The following is a 15816-nucleotide window of genomic DNA, read 5'->3' as shown; positions in this document are numbered from 1 at the left end:
CAGTGTAGGCGACCGGTCTTCTCACGGCGTCGCCATGTGCAGCCGCAGGACCAGTCCCGTGTCCGTGGCGCGGACCTCGACGAGATCGCAGAGCTGGTGGATCATCCACAGGCCGCGGCCCCCGTGCGCCGAGGCGAGGGACGGCCGGCGGCGCCCCGCGAGGGGGTCGGTCAGGCGGCCGCCGTCGCGGATCTCGGCGACGACTCCCGCCCGGGCGCCGCCGGTTGTCCACAGCCGCAGGGTGCCCTTCCCGCCTCCGTGGGAGAGGGAGTTGGCCGCCGCTTCGCTGACGGCCAGGACGAGATCGCCGCGGCAGGCCGGGGACAGGGCGGTCCCGCGGGCCCAGGCGTCGGCGTACTCGCGCACCTCGGCCAGATCTCCGTGGGAGTAGGGCAGACGGGGTATGTCGCCCGTGGGTTCGGCCAGCGGGAGGTCGCATTCCGCGGACACGCGGGGCGCGTCGGCGTGGTCCGGGCTCGGCAGGGGCCGGCCGTCCTCGATGAGGGTGGGGTGGGTGCGCCGCGCGTCGGCCAGTACGCCGGGCGCGAGCCCCCGTGCGTCGTAGGGGCACAGGACCGTGGCGGGCCGGCCGGTGAAGGCCGTGTTGATGAGGGCCTCGTGCCGGGTGGCCTCCAGGACCTCGGCGGGGGAGCGGCCGGGCCAGATGGGTTCTCCGACGATCCGGGCCGCCCGGCCCGGATCCATGTCGGCGAAGTCCTGCAGGGCGGCCAGGATGCGGCCGGGGTTGCGGCCCAGTTCGGTCATGTCCGTCCAGGTCACCCCGGCCGCACTCGCGCCGAGGCCCTCGCGCAGGGCGTCCAGGTGCGGGCCCGGCACGGCGACGAGCACCGGCTCACCGGCGGACAGGGATGCGCGCACGAAGGCGCCCACCCCGGCCACGTACTCCGGGAGGTCCCGGTAGAAGAGGGCGGGGTGGTCGAAGGCCTCGTGAGCGTCGGATGCGGGAAGGGGGTTCATGCCGCGTCCCTCAGCCCGGTCGCGGGGCCCGGTGCGGCGCCCGGGGCACGGAGGGAATCCAGGGCGCAGCCGCCGCTCGGCAGCGCTGCGGGCAGGCCCCGCAGCGGCCGGGCGGACAGCGGCGTCATGGAAGCCGATCGTGCCGCGGGCGTCGCCGGATCCATTCCCTACTCCGCGAGCATGCCGGTGCGCAGCCGGGACAGCGTGCGGGAGAGGATGCGGGACACCTGCATCTGCGAGATGCCCAGCTCCGCGCCGATCTCGGCCTGGGTCTGCTCCTGGCCGAAGCGCATCTGCAGGATGAGCCGGTCGCGCTCGTCCAGCTGCTCCAGCAGGGGTGCGAGCGTGTGGAACTCCTCGAAGAGCTCCATGCCGGGGTCGACGGCTCCGTGCCGCTCCGCCGCCGGGCGGGCGCCGCGGCCCGCGGAGGAGGTCTCGTCGCTGTCGGCGGTGGCGTCGAGCGAGCTGCTCGTGTAGCCGTTCGCGGCGATCAGCCCGTCGATGATCTCGTCCTCGGACAGCTTCAGGTGCTGGGCGAGTTCCTTGACGGTCGGCGCCCTGCCCAGGTCGTCGCTCAGGGACTCCTGTGCCTTGGCGAGCTCCGTACGCAGCTCCTGCAGCCGGCGCGGGACGTGCACGGCCCAGGTGGTGTCGCGGAAGTACCGCTTGATCTCACCGATGATGTAGGGAAGCGCGAGCGTGGAGAACTCGACCTCCCGTTCGAGGTCGTAGCGGTCGATGGCCTTGATCAGGCCGATCGTCCCCACCTGGATGATGTCGTCCATGTCGAGACCGCCGCCGAGCACGCGGGCCCGGAAACGCCGTGCGGCGAACTGGACGAGGGAGAGGTTCATCTCGATCAGGGTGTTGCGCGTGTACTGGTACTCGCGCGTCCCCTCCTCCAGCGTGCGCAGTCTCGCGAAGAAGTGCCGCGACAGTTCACGGGCGTCGGACGGCGCCATTTCGCGTGCGTTCTCGACCTCGACGCGGTCCATGTCCGGCGTGGGCGCTCCCTCGATGCCCGGGGCACAGGCAGGAGCTTGTGCGTGTGTGGCACGAATGGGTCCTATGACGGTGGCCGAGTGCGACATGGTGGCCACTCCCTCCCGATTGGCTGACGGTTGCCCGGGACCGTTTGCCCCGGGTCATTGGTCCTACACACTTCGCACGGAACTTCTTCGATTTTCTTTGACGGAGCCCCCCGTCCCGGGGGCCGTACGCACCCGCGGCGGAGTCGTTGATCGAACGACCAGGCATACTCCGTGAGCGACGACGTTAGACGACGTTACAGGTGGCGAGCCGGGAGGCGGGCATGAGCGGAGCAGAGGACGAGTTTCAGCCAGGTGTGGTCGGGGACGGCCATCCGGCGGGCACCGGGTGGGTGGTGGCCGCCCGCGGGGAGCTGGACCAGGACACGCTGGCACCGCTTGAGGAGGCCCTCTCCACTGCCGCGGACCGGTACCCGCTGGTGGTGCTGGACGCCGCCGCCATCACCTTCGGGGACTCCTCCTTCCTGAACCTGCTCCTGCGGATGCACCACCTCACGACCCTGCGCATCGCCGCCCCCGGCGAGCAGCTGCGCCGGCTCTTCGCCGTGACCGGGGCCGATACGGTCCTGTCCGTACGCGCGAACGTGGAGGACGCCCTCGCGGCGTGAGCGCGCACGGCCGCCGGACCGCTACCGGGGTCCGGCGGCCGTGCGCGGGGTGGTCTGCTGGACGGCCCAGCCGTTGCCGTCGGGGTCCGAGAAGTAGACGAAGGAGCCCCAGGGCATGTCCTCGATCTCCGTCACCTCGATGCCACGGCCCTTGAGATCGGCGAAGGCCTCTTCGATGTCCGCGACCACGACCTGCATGTTGTCCAGCGAACCGGGGGTCATCCGGGTCAGGCCCTTGCCGATGGCGATCGAACAGGCCGAGCCGGGCGGGGTCAGCTGGACGAAGCGGATCTCCTCGCTGACCGTGATGTCGTGGTCGGCGTGGAAGCCGATGCGCTCGTAGAAGGCCTTGGCCCGGTCGATGTCCGTGACCGGTACGGCGACCAGTTCCAGCTTGATGTCCATCGGCTTCTCCTGACTCCCTGTCCCAGTGGATGCGGGGGACCGGCGCCGGCCGCCCCGTCGGCCATCATCCGCCGGAGACCGCCGCCGCGCCGTCCGGAACGTCCTGCTCCGCCGGCGTGTCCCCGTCCGGGCCGGCCCCCGCGAACTGGGTGCGGTACAGCTCCTCGTACCGTCCGCCCACGGCCAGCAGCTCGGCGTGGGTGCCGCGTTCCACGATCCGCCCGTCCTCCACCACCAGGATCAGGTCGGCCGCCTGCACCGTCGACAACCGGTGTGCGATCACCACGGCGGTCCGGCCCGACAGGGCCTCGGCCAGGGCCTCCTGGACGGCCGCCTCCGAGGTGGAGTCCAGGTGGGCGGTGGCCTCGTCCAGGATCACCACCCGCTGGCCGGCCAGCAGCAGCCGGGCGATCGTCAGCCGCTGGCGCTCCCCGCCGGAGAGCCGGTAGCCGCGCTCGCCGACGACCGTGTCCAGCCCGTCCGGGAGCGAGGCCACGAGCCCGTCGAGACGGGACCGGCGCAGGGCCTCCCAGATCTCCTCCTCACCCGCCTCCGGGCGGGCCAGCAGCAGGTTGGCCCGTACCGACTCGTGGAAGAGGTGCCCGTCCTGCGTGACCATGCCCAGCGTCTCGCGGATCGAGTCCGCGGTGAGGTCGCGTACGTCGATCCCGCCGAGGCGGACGGCTCCCGCGTCGGTGTCGTACAGCCGGGGCAGCAGCTGCGCGATGGTCGACTTGCCGGCGCCGGAGGAGCCGACCAGGGCGATCATCTGCCCGGGCTCGGCGCGGAAGGACACCTCGTGCAGCACCTCGGTGCCGCCCCGCGCGTCGAGGGTGGCCACCTCCTCCAGGGAGGCCAGGGACACCTTGTCGGGGGAGGGGTAGCCGAAGGAGACCTTGTCGAACTCGACCGCCACCGGCCCCTCGGGCACCCGGCGGGCGTCCGGCTTCTGGGAGATCAGCGGCTTCAGGTCCAGGATCTCGAAGACCCGCTCGAAGCTGACCATCGCACTCATCACCTCCACCCGCGCCCCGGCGAGCGCGGTCAAGGGTGCGTACAGCCGGGTCAGGAGCAGGGCGAGGGCGACGACCGAGCCCGCGTCCAGGGTGCCGGCGAGCGCGTAGTGCCCGCCGAGCCCGTACACGAGCGCCAGGGCCAGCGCGGAGACCAGCGTAAGGGCGGTGATGAAGGCCGACTGGGCCATCGCCGTCCGGATCCCGATGTCACGCACCCGGGCCGCACGCGCCGCGAACTCCGCCGACTCCTCGTCGGGGCGCCCGAACAGTTTGACGAGCGTGGCCCCGGGAGCGGAGAAGCGCTCGGTCATCTGCGTGCCCATCGAGGCGTTCAGCGCCGAAGCCTCCCGCTGCAAGGCGGCCATCCGCACCCCCATCCGGCGGGCGGGCAGCACGAACACCGGCAGGAGCACGAGGGCCAGCAGGGTGATCTGCCAGGAGATGCCCAGCATCACGGTCAGGGTCAGCAGCAGCGTCACGGTGTTGGACACCACCCCCGACAGGGTGTTGCTGAACGCCCGCTGCGCGCCGATCACATCGTTGTTGAGCCGGCTGACGAGCGCCCCGGTGCGGGTCCGGGTGAAGAACGCCACCGGCATCCGCTGCACGTGGTCGAAGACCGCCGTCCGCAGATCCAGGATCAGCCCCTCGCCGAGGGTGGACGAGAGCCGGCGCAGGACCAGCCCCAGCCCCGCCTCCGCGACCGCGATCAGCGCGATCAGCAGGGCGAGGCGGGTGACCGTACCGCCTTCGCGGCCCTCGACGATCGCCGTGACCACGCGGCTCGCGAGCACCGGGGTGGCCACCGCGAGCAGCGCGGTCACCACGCTGAGCAGCAGGAAGAAGGTCAGCCCGCGCCGGTGCGGGCGGGCGAAGGCGGCGATCCGGCGCAGGCCGGCCCGCGAGAGCGGCCGCCGGTCCTGCTGGGCGTTGATCGCGCTGTGGAGCGAGGTCCAGGCGGTGACTTCCATATCCATGAGCCGAACGGTAGGACCTCAACCAAACTTGAGGTCAAGGTGCGGGGGGCTCTGGGGCGTACGGAAACCGGTTCGACCTCGTACGTGACCTCAGTCGAGGCAGAAGATGTTCTCCTCGGGATCGGTCATCACGATGATCCCTTCGTTGACCTCGTCGGACTCCAGGCGGTACAGGCGCTTCGCGCCCAGCTCCTCGAGCCTGGCGGCCTCCGCCTCCAGCACGGCCATCCGTTCGTCCCCCTTCAGGCCCGGCGCCGAACGCACGTCCAGGTGCAGGCGGTTCTTCGCCTCCGTCCTGGCCTCCGGGACCCTCTGGAAGTAGAGCCGCGGCCCCTTGCCGTCCGGATCCGAGATGGCCGCCCAGTCGGCGGCGCCCTCCTGCGGCAGCTGCAGGCGGTAGCCCAGCGCCTGCGCCCAGAACGCGGCCTGCGCCCCCGGATCGGCGCAGTCGTACGCCACCTGGATCTCCTTGGCCATGAACCCTCCCACGTGCGAAACCTGTCCACCGGTGCCGGCCGGCACCAGCGCAGGACGATAGTGGATCATCCCTCGCTCGTACGAGGGATTTTCGCGGCCCTCGTCCCCGTCCGTGCCCGGTGCCAGAATCGGCCCATGACGCAGGGATCAGAGCCCTTCACGCACTCCGGCCGGCGCCCCGACGACACCGTGCTCTCCCGCTTCGAACGCTGGGCCCGCGACACCCCGGGAGCCCAGGCCGTGGCCGCGGGCACCGAAAGCCTCACCTACGGACAACTCGACGCCCGCGCCAACCAGTCCGCCCGTCACCTGCTCGGCTGCGGACTGCCCGAGCGGGCCGTCGTCGCCGTGTGCTCCGCCCCGCGGGCCGAGCTCCTCGTCCTCCTCCTCGGCATCCTCAAGGCCGGCGCCGCCTACACCGTCATCGACGTCGATGCCCCGCGCACCGGACAGCGCCAGCTCGCCGCCGCCCGCCCCTTCGCCCTGCTCGCCGACGCGGCGGACCAGGCCCGCCTCGACGACGGCGGCGACCTGCGGGTGATCCGGATCGGCGCGCAGTACCCGGCCGCCACGGCCGGGCTGCCCACCGACCCGCCCGACCGGGTGCCGCGAGGGGACGCGGCCGCCGTGCTGTTCAGCAGCGGTGCGGTGCGGCGGGCCGTCCCGCTCTCCCACGCACGCCTCCTCGCGGCCCACGACGGGTGGGCCCGGGTCGTCGGTCCGGTACCCGAGGACCGGCACCTGATCACCGCCGCCCCGGACCTCACCGGCTTCGCCGCCGGCTGGACCCGGGCCCTGTGCGAAGGCGGCGCCCTCGTCCTGCCCGAAGGCCCGCGCTGGACACCGGAGTCACTGCGCCGAGCCGTCGACGCCGAGCGGGTCACCGTCCTGCACGCCGACCCCGGCACCGCCACCCAGCTCCTCGTGCGCGACCGCGAGGCAACCCTGGCACGGACCCTGCACCGCCCCGACGAGGGACTGCGGTCGCTGCGCATGGTCGCGGTCACCGGCGACCGCCTCCACCTCGACGAACAGGCCGCCCTGCTCGCCCGGCTGCGCCCCGGCGCCCGGCTGCTCAACGTCTACGGACCCACCGAAGCGGCGGGCACCGGCGCCCGGTTCGAACTCCCGCAGCTCGCAGCCCCCTTGGACGGGGCCGAGGAACTCTCGCTGATCGGAACCGCCTTCCCCGGCTGCCGACTGGACGTGCGCGACGGGGAGATCCACCTCGCCGTGCCCGGAGGCGGCGAACCCGTCCCGACGGGGGACCTCGGAGTGCTGCGCCCCGACGGGCTGTTGGAGTTCCGCGGCCGGATCCGCGACCGGATCACCGTGGACGGCAGGACCCTCGACCCGCATCCCGTGGAGTCCGCGATCCGCAGCCACGAGGCGGTCGGCGCAGCGCTGCTCGCCGAAGTCGAGGGCGCGGGCAAGGGGGTGAACGCACGGCCGCTGCTCGTCGCCTTCCTCGCCCCGCCCGCGGAGGACGACACCTGGCCCCCGGGCTCCGACCTCCCCGACGGCGCGGAGGTCCGGCGCCACCTGGCGGGCCGGCTCCCCGGGGCGATGATGCCGAGCGCCGTCCACCGGCTGCCCCGCATCCCCCGGGACCGGGCCGGCCGCGAGCAGCGGGCCGCGCTCCCGATGCCGCCGGGACGGGCCGGGGCCGAGCGTAGCGGTGGCGGCGGCGTCGGCGGCGGCAAGTACGGCGGCAGGTACACGGGCAGGGACTCCGGTCCCAACGTCGCCGGATGGGCCGGCGTCGGCTTCTTCGTCCTGGTCGGGCTGACCATGGTGGCGGCCTTCGTCATGATCCTGACCTTGATCCTCTGGCCCGGTTCCACCGATCTCACCGGGGTCCCGAACCCGTACGCGACGATGTTCTTCCTGCTCTACATGTGCGAGTGCTGGGCGTTCGCGGCCGGTGTCTGGTTCCTGTTCGCGGGCCGCTCCCGGATGCGCCGCCACGGGCGCCGCGGCCCCCGCATCACCGCCGCCGCCCATCTGGCGATCGTCTACCTGCTGGCCGCGTGGTGGCCCCAGGACAACTTCTACCGGCTCGCGGCCAAGCGGGACTGGCCCCAACAGGCCGCACTGGTCTACGCCTTCAACATTCCGCTGATGATCTGCGCCGGGATCGTGGCGGTCTACGCCTCCCGCCCGCCGCTCGGCGAGTTCGACGTTGAGCCGGACACGGAAGAACCGGTGGCGGCCGTGCCGGAGGCGGGGGCGGCGTCGACGTCTCCGGGGTCGGCATCGGCAGTGGTTCCGGCGCAGGGACCGGGACGGGACGGGGCCGAGGCCGCCGATCCGGTGGGCTGAGCCCGGGCCGGCCGGGCCGTGGCTGCCCCGGCCGCGGCTGCTCCGGCCGTGGCCGCCGGGGATCAGGCCGGGCGATCCACGGCCGCCCGGCCGAACATCGCCCCGACGGACAGCGCCTCCGCCCGCACCAGCCGCTCGGCCGCGTCCAGCAGCTCCCTGCCGGTCGCGGCCACCAGGGCGCCCATCCAGGGCGCCGGTTCGAACGCTCCGGTGGGGATGGCGGGCAGGAACACCGCGCCCATCGCCGCACAGCGCCGGGACAGTCGCTCGCACAGCTCGTCGAAGGCCGCCTCCGGCAGCCGGGCCCCCAGCTCCACCCGGTCGGCGATCCGTACGAAGTGCCCCGCGCCCCGCAGTTCGTCGAGCCGGGCCGCCACGACGAAGGCGACGGAGGGCCCGGTCAGGCGCAGGTTCGTCTCCGTCGGGGCGAGCCGGCCCGCGCCGTCGGCCACGAAGTCCACGTCGAACCAGCCCCGGTAGCCCGCCGCCGACAGCTCCCGGCCCACCGCCCGGCCGAAGGCCAGCAGCGGTTCCACCGCCCACCCCGGGACCACGCCCGGCCCCACCGTCGCACCGCGGTACCCGCCGTCCGCCACGTCCATCACCGCCCCGCCGACCTCGTGGACCCCGCCGCCCGGGTCCACGAACCCGTCGTACGTGAGGTCGCGCGGCGCGGCCGGATCCGCCGAACCGCGTACGTACTCCTCCACCAGCAGCGGCCCGCGCGGCAGCGCCCGGACCACCGCCCGGGCCCCGCCCGCCGCGCGGACCCTCTCGGGGGTCAGCACCGTGGTGCCCGAGCCGCCGACGCCGTGCTCCGATTTGAGAACGGTGCTCTTCCCCGCCCTGGTCCGGGACGCCAGCAGCCGGACCGCCGCCCACCGGGTGTCCGCCCGCCACTGCCCGGGCAGCGTGATCGCGGGGTGCCCGCCCGCCGCGAGGATCCGGCCGAACAGCCCGTGCGCCGCCGACTTCGACTCGTACCGCAGCTCGTCCCGCCGCCACGGGCGCCCCGCCAGCCGCGCGAAGGGAGCCGTCGGGCCCCACGGCACGAGGGGCGGCGCCCCGGGCCCGGCCATCCTCCCGCGCCCGGCTCCCTTCCCGGCCCCCGTCAGCCGTGCGGCCAGCGCCGGCCGGGCCCGTACGGCCTCCGAGAGGCCCGGATCGTCCGGCTCCGCGAGCCCGTCGTACACCTCCACCCCGGCGGGCCAGTCGAGTTGGCGCCCCAGCAGGGAGATCCAGCCCGGCGGCACCGGGCACGGCAGCACCAGGGCGGCCGGCCGCGGACTGTAGAAGGCGGCCAGACAGGCGTAGTGGCGGGCGGCCCGCTGCTCCCGGTCCAGGGAGGCGTCCGCGAACTGCGCGTTGTACTCGGCGACGTTGCCCACGTGCACGGCGGGCCGGCCGCCCGTCCAGGCCCGCGCCCAGCCGGCCAGGGGCACGGGCGCCACCTCGAAGCGCACCAGCCGGCCCACGGCGTCCGGACGGGGAGCCGCTGCCACTGCCACCGCGCCCATGGCCCGGTAGAAGCCGGCGGCGTGCGGATCGGCGTCGATCAGCAGCCGGCGGAAGCCGAGTCCGGCGGCGCGCCGCAGCAGGTCCCGGTACAGCAGGCGCCCCACGCCCCCGCCGATGGCGGCCGGTTCGACGAAGAGCAGCCCCAGCCGCCCGAACGGCGGCTCGCCGTCCAGGGAGGCGAGCCCGAGCACGACGGCCGGGCCGTCGCCGGACCGGGCGCCGGCGGCCACGGCCGCGCCCTCGGCGACCACGATCCGCCGCCGCACCTCGTCCCCGGCCCCGATCCGCAACTCCGGCGCGCACGCGGCAAGGAACCCGGCCCCGTACCCCCAGTGGGCCTTGGACCGCATGACCAGCTCCGTCAGCTCCGCGGCCTCCCCGGCCCGCGCGGCCCTGAGCTTTGCCATTTCCTGACCTCCCCATGGTCGGGTGCCATGCGGTGCGATAGATTCGGCCACCGCGCCGACAGGCACGCGACGTACTTCCTACCCCACCCCGGAGACGGCTTCCCAATGAGCGACATCATCAACGGACTTGGCCGCACCACCGCATTCGGCGGCGTCGGTCTGGTGCTGCTCATCCTCGGCATCGTCCTGGTGGACGTGCTGACCCCCGGCAAGCTGCCGAAGCAGATCTGGGAAGAGCGCAACCGCAACGCCTCCGTGCTGCTGTCCTCGGCGCTGCTCGGCATCGGCGGCATCGTGTTCACCTCGATCTGGACCACGTACGACAGCTTCGGCAAGGGCCTGCTGTCCACGGCGGCGTTCGGCATCCTCGGCCTGGTCCTGATGGCCGTGGCCTTCCTGGTGCTGGACCTGGTGACCCCGGGCAAGCTCGGCGCCATCGTGGTAGACCCCGAGCCGCACCCCGCGGTGTGGGTGACGGCCTCCTGCAACCTCGCGGTCGCCGCGATCGTCGCCGCCTCCATCGCCTAGCCTTCGGCCCCGCCGAGACCGCACGAGAGCGCCGCTCCCCGAGGGGAGCGGCGCTCTCGTTTCGTACGGGTGCTCCGGCAGCCGCCGCTTTACTACGCCAGCCCCAGGGCGAACACCGCGAACCCGGCCGCCAGCAGGCCCGCCACGGTGGTCCGGCGCACCGTCGTGGCCCGCGTCAGGCCCGTCGCAGGCCGCTCGAACCGCCGCGCGTACCGGGCGATGCCCACCAGCAGCACAGCGAACACCGGCATCCACGCCAGCCGTGCCACGATCCACCCGACGCTGTCCGGCGCCGTCGTCAGCCCGGCCAGCCCGCCCGCGAACGACCCCGGTACCGCGGCCGCCAGCATCGCCGTCTGGTGCCAGCACAGGATCGTCATCGCGCACAGGTTGATCACGACCACCGGCGCCCACAGCAGCGGCCGGGACAGCAGCCGCGCCAGCCGGTCCCGCATCAGGATCGCCGCACCCGACTGGGCCGCGGCCAGGGCCAGGACCAGCAGCGACGGCGGATGCGAGTTGGTCCGGGCCTCGCCCGGCACGCCGACCATCGACGCCGGGTAATGGAAGACCATCAGCAGGGCCGCGAACAGCGCGCTCCCGCCCGCGAGCAGCAGCCAGGCCCCGCGCCGCCCGATCCGGCCCTCGCCCCAGTCCACCCCGAGCTGGTACGCGAACAGCCAGCCCGGCAGGATGTTCACCAGCGCCACCCACCCGGGCACCGAGTCAGCGAACGGCCCGTAGCGCAGGAAGTCCACCGCGACGACCGAGGCGAGCAGCGGGGCCGCGGCCCACCCGCCGAACCGGTGCGCGGCGCGCACGCAGTACGGGGTCAGCGCGGTGACCACCACGTACACCCCGACGAACCACAGCGGCTGGATCACCAGCTTCGCCCCGGTCCGCAAGGTGGCCTCGGGCACCCCGGCCGCGTACAGCACGGGCGCGGCCAGCGCCCACACCGCCGTGACCCCGAGCACCGGCCGCCCCAGCCGGGCGATCCTGCCCTTCAGCCAGGCCCCGGCCGATCCGGTGTGCCGCCGGAAGGAGAGCGCGGAGGCGTAGCCGCCGACCAGGAAGAACACGCCGAGCATCTGGAGCACCCAACTGGCTGGGGCCAGGCCGCCGAAGGCGGAGAGGGGGCTCGCGTTGTGCAGGGCCCCGTCGGAGTCGAGGGTGAAGCCGCCGAGCAGCCAGTGCCCGGTCGGAACGGCCAGCAGGGCCAGCGCCCGCAGCCCGTCGACGGCCCGGTCCCGGTGGGCGGGGGTCTTCGAGTCGATCCGGCCGGCGGCCGCGCGTGCCGTGGTGAGGAGGCTCGCCGTACTCATCGGGCCGCTCCCGTCGCGATCGCGGCGAAGGCCCTCAGGGACCGGGTGCCGGGGGTGAAGTAGCCGGTGTGGCCCGCCACGTCGGCGGCGTCGATCCGGCGGGCGCCGAAGGCCGCCGAGGTGGGATCGGCTCCGTGGCCGAGCCCCGCGAACTCCACGTTGGGCACGTCGGAGATCCAGTCGGAGGGTCCGCGGGCCGCCCACACCCGGGCCCCGGTCCCCAGGTCCGCGACGCTGCCGGCGCGCATTCCGGGGGAGCCGAAGGCGACGATGTCGCTGGCGTCCGTGTGCCGGGCCGCCAGCCCGCAGACCACCGAGCCGTAGCTGTGGCAGAACAGCACCGGGTCGGGTGCGCCGACCGCGTCGAGTCCCTCGGTGAACCGGGCGAGGCGGACCGCGCCCGCCTGCGCCAGCCGCCCCCGGGCGGTGTCCAGCCCCACCCCGACGGGGGTGGTGTAACCGGTCCACGCGATGACGGCGGCCTTCTCCCCGGTCGCGGACCGCAGGGAACGGGCCATGCCCGCCGGGCCGGTGTGGGCGGCCCGCGCCCGGTCGTAGGTGGTGGCGTCGTTGTCGGAGCCCGGCACGATCACCGCCACATGCGCGGACCGCTCCAGGTCCCCGAACACCTCGGCGACCGTGCCCCGGCCGCGCGGGTCGAAGGCCAGGATCCGGCGGCCGGGTGCGGCCAGGGAGGCGAAGCGGGCCTCGCCGCCCGCCAGTACGGCCAGCCGGTTGGCCTCGTACCGGAGCGGGAGCGGAGCCCCGTCCAGATTGCCCACCACCAGCGGGTGGGCCCGTACGAGGTCCCGTACCCGTTGCCCGTCCAGCCCGGCGAAGAACCGCGCGACCTCGGACGGCTCCGCCCGCGCCGGATCCGGCAGCGGCCGCCCGGACACCGTGTCGGCCCGCCAGGCGGCGGTGCCCGGCGGCGGGCCGGTGACCGCCGTCTGGGCGTCCGCGGAGGCCCATCCCGCCGTGCCGGCGACGACGGTCGCCGCCAGTGCGGCCGTGACCAGTGTCCTTGCGAAGCGGCGCATGCCCCTTCTCCTCTCCTCGTGACGAGGAGGAAGGTAAGAAGGAGGTGCCGAAGCGGGCGTCGCACCGTGGAGCCAAGTCGGGTGTCATACCCCGGTAGGGGGTGGAGGAGACGCGGCGGGACGCGGCGCCTTGGACGAGCCGCCGCGGATCGGCTGTTGTCGATCGGCCGCCGCGGATCGGCCGGCGTCGGTCAGCCGCCGTCGCCCGGCCGCACCAGCCCCGCCTCGTAGGCGAAGATCACGGCCTGGGCCCGGTCCCGCAGGTCCAGCTTGCCCAGCACCCGCCCGATGTGCGTCTTGACCGTCTGCTCGGCGAGCACCAGGTGACCGGCGATCTCCTGGTTCGACAGCCCGCGCGCGATCAGCTCCAGCACCTCGGTCTCCCGCGGGGTCAGCCCGTTGAGCCGCAGCGCGGGATCGCGGCGGGGCGCGGGCCGCCGCTCGACGAAGTCCGCGATCAGCCGCCGGGTCACCGACGGAGCCAGCAGCGCCTCGCCCGAGGCGACCACCCGGACCGCCGCGATCAGGTCCGCCGGCGGGGCGTCCTTCAGCAGGAACCCGGAAGCCCCCGCGCGCAGGGCCTCGTACACGTAGTCGTCGATGTCGAAGGTGGTCAGCATCAGCACCTTCGGCCGGTGCACCACCCCCGGCGGGGGGTCGAGGAGCTCGCGGGCGGCGCTCAGCCCGTCCATCTCCGGCATCCGGACGTCCATCAGCACCACGTCGGGGTGGACGGTGCGGGAGACCTGGATCCCCTGGCGTCCGTCGGGCGCCTCGCCCACCACGTCGATGTCGGCCTGCGCCGACAACAGCGCGGCGAAACCCGCCCGCACCATGGCCTGGTCGTCGACGATGATCACGCGGATGGTCAACTTGGTTCCTCGGGAGCGGTGTTGATGGGCATGCGGGCGGCGACCCGGAAGCCGCCGTCGGGCAGCGGACCGGTGTCCAGCGTCCCGCCCGTCAACCGTACGCGCTCCCGCATCCCCACCAGTCCGTGCCCGGTGCCCGAGGTCTCCACCGCCACCACCGCGTCCCGCGCCGGGCCGTTGACCACGAGCACGAGGAGCTCCTCCTCGTCGAAGGTCACCGAGACCCGCGTCGGTGCACCCGGAGCGTGCCGCACCACATTGGCCAGCGCCTCCTGGACGATCCGGTACGCCGACAGGTCCACGGCCGGCGGCGCCGCCCCGGCCGCACCCGCGGCCAGCGCCAACTCCACCGGCTGCCCGGCCCGTACGGTCGCCTCCACCAGCTGCTGCAACCGGCCGAGCCCCGGCTGCGGGGTCCGGACGGCGCCGTTCGCCTCGTCGCCGCGCAGCACCGTCAGCAGCCGCCGCATCTCGCCCAGCGATTCGCGCGCGCTCGACGCGATGGCGGCGAACTCCTCGCGCACCGGCTCCGCCATGCCGGGCAGCCGGTACGGCGCCGAATCCGCCTGCACCGTGATGACCGACATGTGGTGGGCCACCACATCGTGCAACTCCCTTGCGATCCGGGCCCGTTCCTCCAGCAGGGTGCGCCGGGACCGCTCGGCCTCGCTGATGCTCTCCTGCTCGGCGATCTCCTGGCGGGCGTCACCGAGCCCGCGCAGGGCTCCCGTCAGCGCGAGCACCACCCCGGCCAGGACGAACAGCAGGGCGACCGTGTTCGTCGCCCCGTCCGGCTGGAAGGCGCTCAGCAGCGCCCCGGCCACCCCGGTCGCCAGCCACACCCCGACCAGGGTCCGGATCGACTCGCGCAGCCCCAGGCAGGCCATCAGCACCAGGTAGCCGATGATCACCATCGGGGTCCAGGGCCAGGCGTGCCCGGCCACCCGGTCGGCCTGGGTCAGGACGGCCGCCCCCACGACGTCGGCGACCAGCACCATGCCCCAGGCGGGCACCGGCCGGGTCACGGCGAGCAGCAGCGGCAGCGTCTGGGCCACGCCCAGCGCCCCGGCCCAGCCGCCGCCCGCCTTGTAGTCGTTGGTCAGCACCGCGATCGTCACCGGCATCAGCGTCAGCACGCACATCGCGGTCACGGCGTACGGCAGCATCCGCTGCCAGGCCTCGGGCGCCTGCGCCAACAACGGCTCGGCAGCCCGAGCGGGCGTCCGCAACGCCACGGCCAACCGCCCGGCCCCCCGGGCCCCCCGGGATCCGGCACGGCCGTCTGTGCCGCCGGCTGCGCGACCCGGGCGGCCGCCCGGGCGACGAGGGCGGTCGTCCCCGCCCCCCGGTCGCTCGGCCGCGCCCCGGGACGGCGCTTTGGGCCGGGCCCCGGGCGGAGACCCGGACTCGGTCAGGTCCCCGGGCACATCGCCGGGCAGGGACCCGGATTCGGGCAGGTCGCCGGGCGGAGACCCGGGCGGAGAAGCGGGCCGGGACTCGGGCGGGGCCCCTTCGGACTCGGACTCGGACTCGGAGCCGGAGGCAGATTCAGGGAGGGCCCCATGCGGAGATCCGTGCCGGGCCTCGGCCCCGGATCCGGGCCTGGCTCGGAAGAGGGATCGGAATCGGGATCGGGCGCGCTCGCTCATGATCGGTCCAGCGTATGCGTCCGCGCCCCGCCCGCGCCGCGGACGGCGCCCACCGACGACCGCCCGGCCTTCGCCGCCCTGTCCGGCTCCGGCTCGGCCTGCGGGTCCGGGCCCGGCTCCGGTTTGGCCTCGGCCGCCTCCTCGGCCGCCTGGGCGGCGGCCGGGGTGGTGATGCCCGTGCGGTGGGCCAGGGCTTGGCGCAGGTGGGTGAGGCGGGCTATTTCCGAGTCCAGGGCGGAGAGGCGGTGTGCGACCACGCCGCCGCCGGAGCCGCAGGTCGGTGGTGGGGTCGCCGCCAGGAGGTGGAGGCGGTCGGCCACGCCGCGGAGGTCCTCGACGGTGAAGCCGTGGGCCAGCAGGTCACGGATGATCCGGATCCGGGTCACGTCCGCAGGGCCGTACTCGCGCTGGCCGGAGGGGCTGCGGCCCTGGGGGGTGAGCAGTCCGCGCTGTTCGTAGAACCGCAGCGCCCTTGGTGTGGTTCCCGCTGCCGCCGCCGCGTCACCGATCCGCATCCCGTGCGGCCCCCCTCGTCTCCCCGCGCCGCAGGCTAGGGGGTGTCCGCAAAGTGGCGCCGGGCGCCCGGAGGGCGCCCTCGCGGCGTTCGGTGCGTGCTCTCGGTGTGCCGGGCGGAAGCCCGTGTAC

14 protein-coding genes are annotated in these 15816 nt (G+C 74.3%); 3 read left to right on the top strand and 11 right to left on the bottom strand.

All coding sequences use genetic code 11. The annotated features are described in order from the left end of the window. Positions 1–21: 21 nt before the first annotated feature. Both ACIA8F_RS15835 and ACIA8F_RS15830 read right to left on the bottom strand, forming a co-directional pair. The gene (locus ACIA8F_RS15835) at positions 22–978 is read right to left on the bottom strand and encodes an anti-sigma factor RsbA family regulatory protein (protein ID WP_399379152.1); all 957 of its coding nucleotides are present in this window, start codon (positions 976–978) and stop codon (positions 22–24) included. Between the two features lie 167 nt (positions 979–1145). Beyond that, complete coding sequence (locus tag ACIA8F_RS15830) at positions 1146–2069, bottom strand: SigB/SigF/SigG family RNA polymerase sigma factor (RefSeq protein ID WP_399379151.1); 924 nt, start codon at positions 2067–2069, stop codon at positions 1146–1148. Positions 2070–2290: 221 nt separating this feature from the next. Between ACIA8F_RS15830 and ACIA8F_RS15825 the strand changes: the two genes are divergently transcribed. Next, positions 2291–2635, top strand: a complete 345-nt coding sequence (locus tag ACIA8F_RS15825; protein WP_399379149.1) for an STAS domain-containing protein — start codon at positions 2291–2293, stop codon at positions 2633–2635. Between the two features lie 21 nt (positions 2636–2656). Here ACIA8F_RS15825 and ACIA8F_RS15820 read toward each other — a convergent pair whose 3' ends face one another. The 3 genes from ACIA8F_RS15820 to ACIA8F_RS15810 all read right to left on the bottom strand — a co-directional run bounded on the left by ACIA8F_RS15820 (position 2657) and on the right by ACIA8F_RS15810 (position 5510). Next, a complete protein-coding gene (locus ACIA8F_RS15820; RefSeq protein WP_399379147.1) occupies positions 2657–3040 on the bottom strand; it encodes a VOC family protein in 384 nt (127 codons plus the stop codon). A gap of 64 nt (positions 3041–3104) precedes the next feature. Continuing rightward, positions 3105–5033, bottom strand: a complete 1929-nt coding sequence (locus ACIA8F_RS15815) for an ABC transporter ATP-binding protein (RefSeq protein ID WP_399379145.1) — start codon at positions 5031–5033, stop codon at positions 3105–3107. A 90-nt stretch (positions 5034–5123) separates the two neighbouring features. After that, positions 5124–5510: a VOC family protein gene (locus tag ACIA8F_RS15810; RefSeq protein ID WP_399379143.1), complete on the bottom strand. Its 387-nt coding sequence runs from the start codon at positions 5508–5510 to the stop codon at positions 5124–5126. A gap of 135 nt (positions 5511–5645) precedes the next feature. Between ACIA8F_RS15810 and ACIA8F_RS15805 the strand changes: the two genes are divergently transcribed. Then, entirely contained in the window at positions 5646–7832 is a 2187-nt protein-coding gene (locus tag ACIA8F_RS15805) for an AMP-binding protein (RefSeq protein WP_399379141.1), read from the top strand. A gap of 62 nt (positions 7833–7894) precedes the next feature. Here ACIA8F_RS15805 and ACIA8F_RS15800 read toward each other — a convergent pair whose 3' ends face one another. Further along, complete coding sequence (locus ACIA8F_RS15800; protein ID WP_399379139.1) at positions 7895–9757, bottom strand: GNAT family N-acetyltransferase; 1863 nt, start codon at positions 9755–9757, stop codon at positions 7895–7897. Positions 9758–9862: 105 nt separating this feature from the next. On the opposite strand from ACIA8F_RS15800, the gene ACIA8F_RS15795 reads away from it, so the two are divergent. Next, positions 9863–10285 carry a DUF350 domain-containing protein gene (locus ACIA8F_RS15795; protein ID WP_389688251.1) on the top strand — a complete coding sequence of 141 codons (423 nt, stop codon included), beginning with the start codon at positions 9863–9865 and terminating at the stop codon, positions 10283–10285. A 92-nt stretch (positions 10286–10377) separates the two neighbouring features. On the opposite strand, the gene ACIA8F_RS15790 is transcribed toward ACIA8F_RS15795, so the two are convergent. The 5 genes from ACIA8F_RS15790 to ACIA8F_RS15770 all read right to left on the bottom strand — a co-directional run bounded on the left by ACIA8F_RS15790 (position 10378) and on the right by ACIA8F_RS15770 (position 15686). Beyond that, complete coding sequence (locus tag ACIA8F_RS15790; protein WP_399379137.1) at positions 10378–11610, bottom strand: acyltransferase; 1233 nt, start codon at positions 11608–11610, stop codon at positions 10378–10380. Then, entirely contained in the window at positions 11607–12650 is a 1044-nt protein-coding gene (locus ACIA8F_RS15785) for an alpha/beta hydrolase (protein WP_399379135.1), read from the bottom strand. The genes ACIA8F_RS15790 and ACIA8F_RS15785 overlap by 4 nt, the downstream gene beginning before the upstream one ends. A 191-nt stretch (positions 12651–12841) precedes the next feature. Then, positions 12842–13522, bottom strand: coding sequence for a response regulator (locus ACIA8F_RS15780; protein WP_389688257.1), 681 nt, complete (start codon positions 13520–13522; stop codon positions 12842–12844). Then, positions 13519–14718, bottom strand: a complete 1200-nt coding sequence (locus ACIA8F_RS15775; RefSeq protein WP_399379133.1) for a sensor histidine kinase — start codon at positions 14716–14718, stop codon at positions 13519–13521. Before ACIA8F_RS15775 ends, ACIA8F_RS15780 begins: the two co-directional genes overlap by 4 nt. Before the next feature lie 449 nt (positions 14719–15167). Then, positions 15168–15686, bottom strand: a complete 519-nt coding sequence (locus tag ACIA8F_RS15770; protein ID WP_399379132.1) for a MerR family transcriptional regulator — start codon at positions 15684–15686, stop codon at positions 15168–15170. Between the last annotated feature and the right edge of the window lie 130 nt (positions 15687–15816).

The sequence above is a fragment of the Streptomyces sp. NPDC051563 genome, assembly GCF_044454225.1.
In the GTDB taxonomy this organism is placed as follows: Bacteria; Actinomycetota; Actinomycetes; order Streptomycetales; family Streptomycetaceae; genus Streptomyces.
This window is presented reverse-complemented; position numbering and strand designations above follow the sequence as displayed.

Excerpts from the sequence above, each read along its gene's own strand:
- ACIA8F_RS15835 (WP_399379152.1), bottom strand. The coding sequence starts at position 978 with ATGAACCCCCTTCCCGCATCCGACGCTCACGAGGCCTTCGACCACCCC.
- ACIA8F_RS15830 (WP_399379151.1), bottom strand. The coding sequence starts at position 2,069 with ATGTCGCACTCGGCCACCGTCATAGGACCCATTCGTGCCACACACGCA.
- ACIA8F_RS15825 (WP_399379149.1), top strand. The coding sequence starts at position 2,291 with ATGAGCGGAGCAGAGGACGAGTTTCAGCCAGGTGTGGTCGGGGACGGC.
- ACIA8F_RS15820 (WP_399379147.1), bottom strand. The coding sequence starts at position 3,040 with ATGGACATCAAGCTGGAACTGGTCGCCGTACCGGTCACGGACATCGAC.
- ACIA8F_RS15815 (WP_399379145.1), bottom strand. The coding sequence starts at position 5,033 with ATGGATATGGAAGTCACCGCCTGGACCTCGCTCCACAGCGCGATCAAC.
- ACIA8F_RS15810 (WP_399379143.1), bottom strand. The coding sequence starts at position 5,510 with ATGGCCAAGGAGATCCAGGTGGCGTACGACTGCGCCGATCCGGGGGCG.
- ACIA8F_RS15805 (WP_399379141.1), top strand. The coding sequence starts at position 5,646 with ATGACGCAGGGATCAGAGCCCTTCACGCACTCCGGCCGGCGCCCCGAC.
- ACIA8F_RS15800 (WP_399379139.1), bottom strand. The coding sequence starts at position 9,757 with ATGGCAAAGCTCAGGGCCGCGCGGGCCGGGGAGGCCGCGGAGCTGACG.
- ACIA8F_RS15795 (WP_389688251.1), top strand. The coding sequence starts at position 9,863 with ATGAGCGACATCATCAACGGACTTGGCCGCACCACCGCATTCGGCGGC.
- ACIA8F_RS15790 (WP_399379137.1), bottom strand. The coding sequence starts at position 11,610 with ATGAGTACGGCGAGCCTCCTCACCACGGCACGCGCGGCCGCCGGCCGG.
- ACIA8F_RS15785 (WP_399379135.1), bottom strand. The coding sequence starts at position 12,650 with ATGCGCCGCTTCGCAAGGACACTGGTCACGGCCGCACTGGCGGCGACC.
- ACIA8F_RS15770 (WP_399379132.1), bottom strand. The coding sequence starts at position 15,686 with ATGCGGATCGGTGACGCGGCGGCGGCAGCGGGAACCACACCAAGGGCG.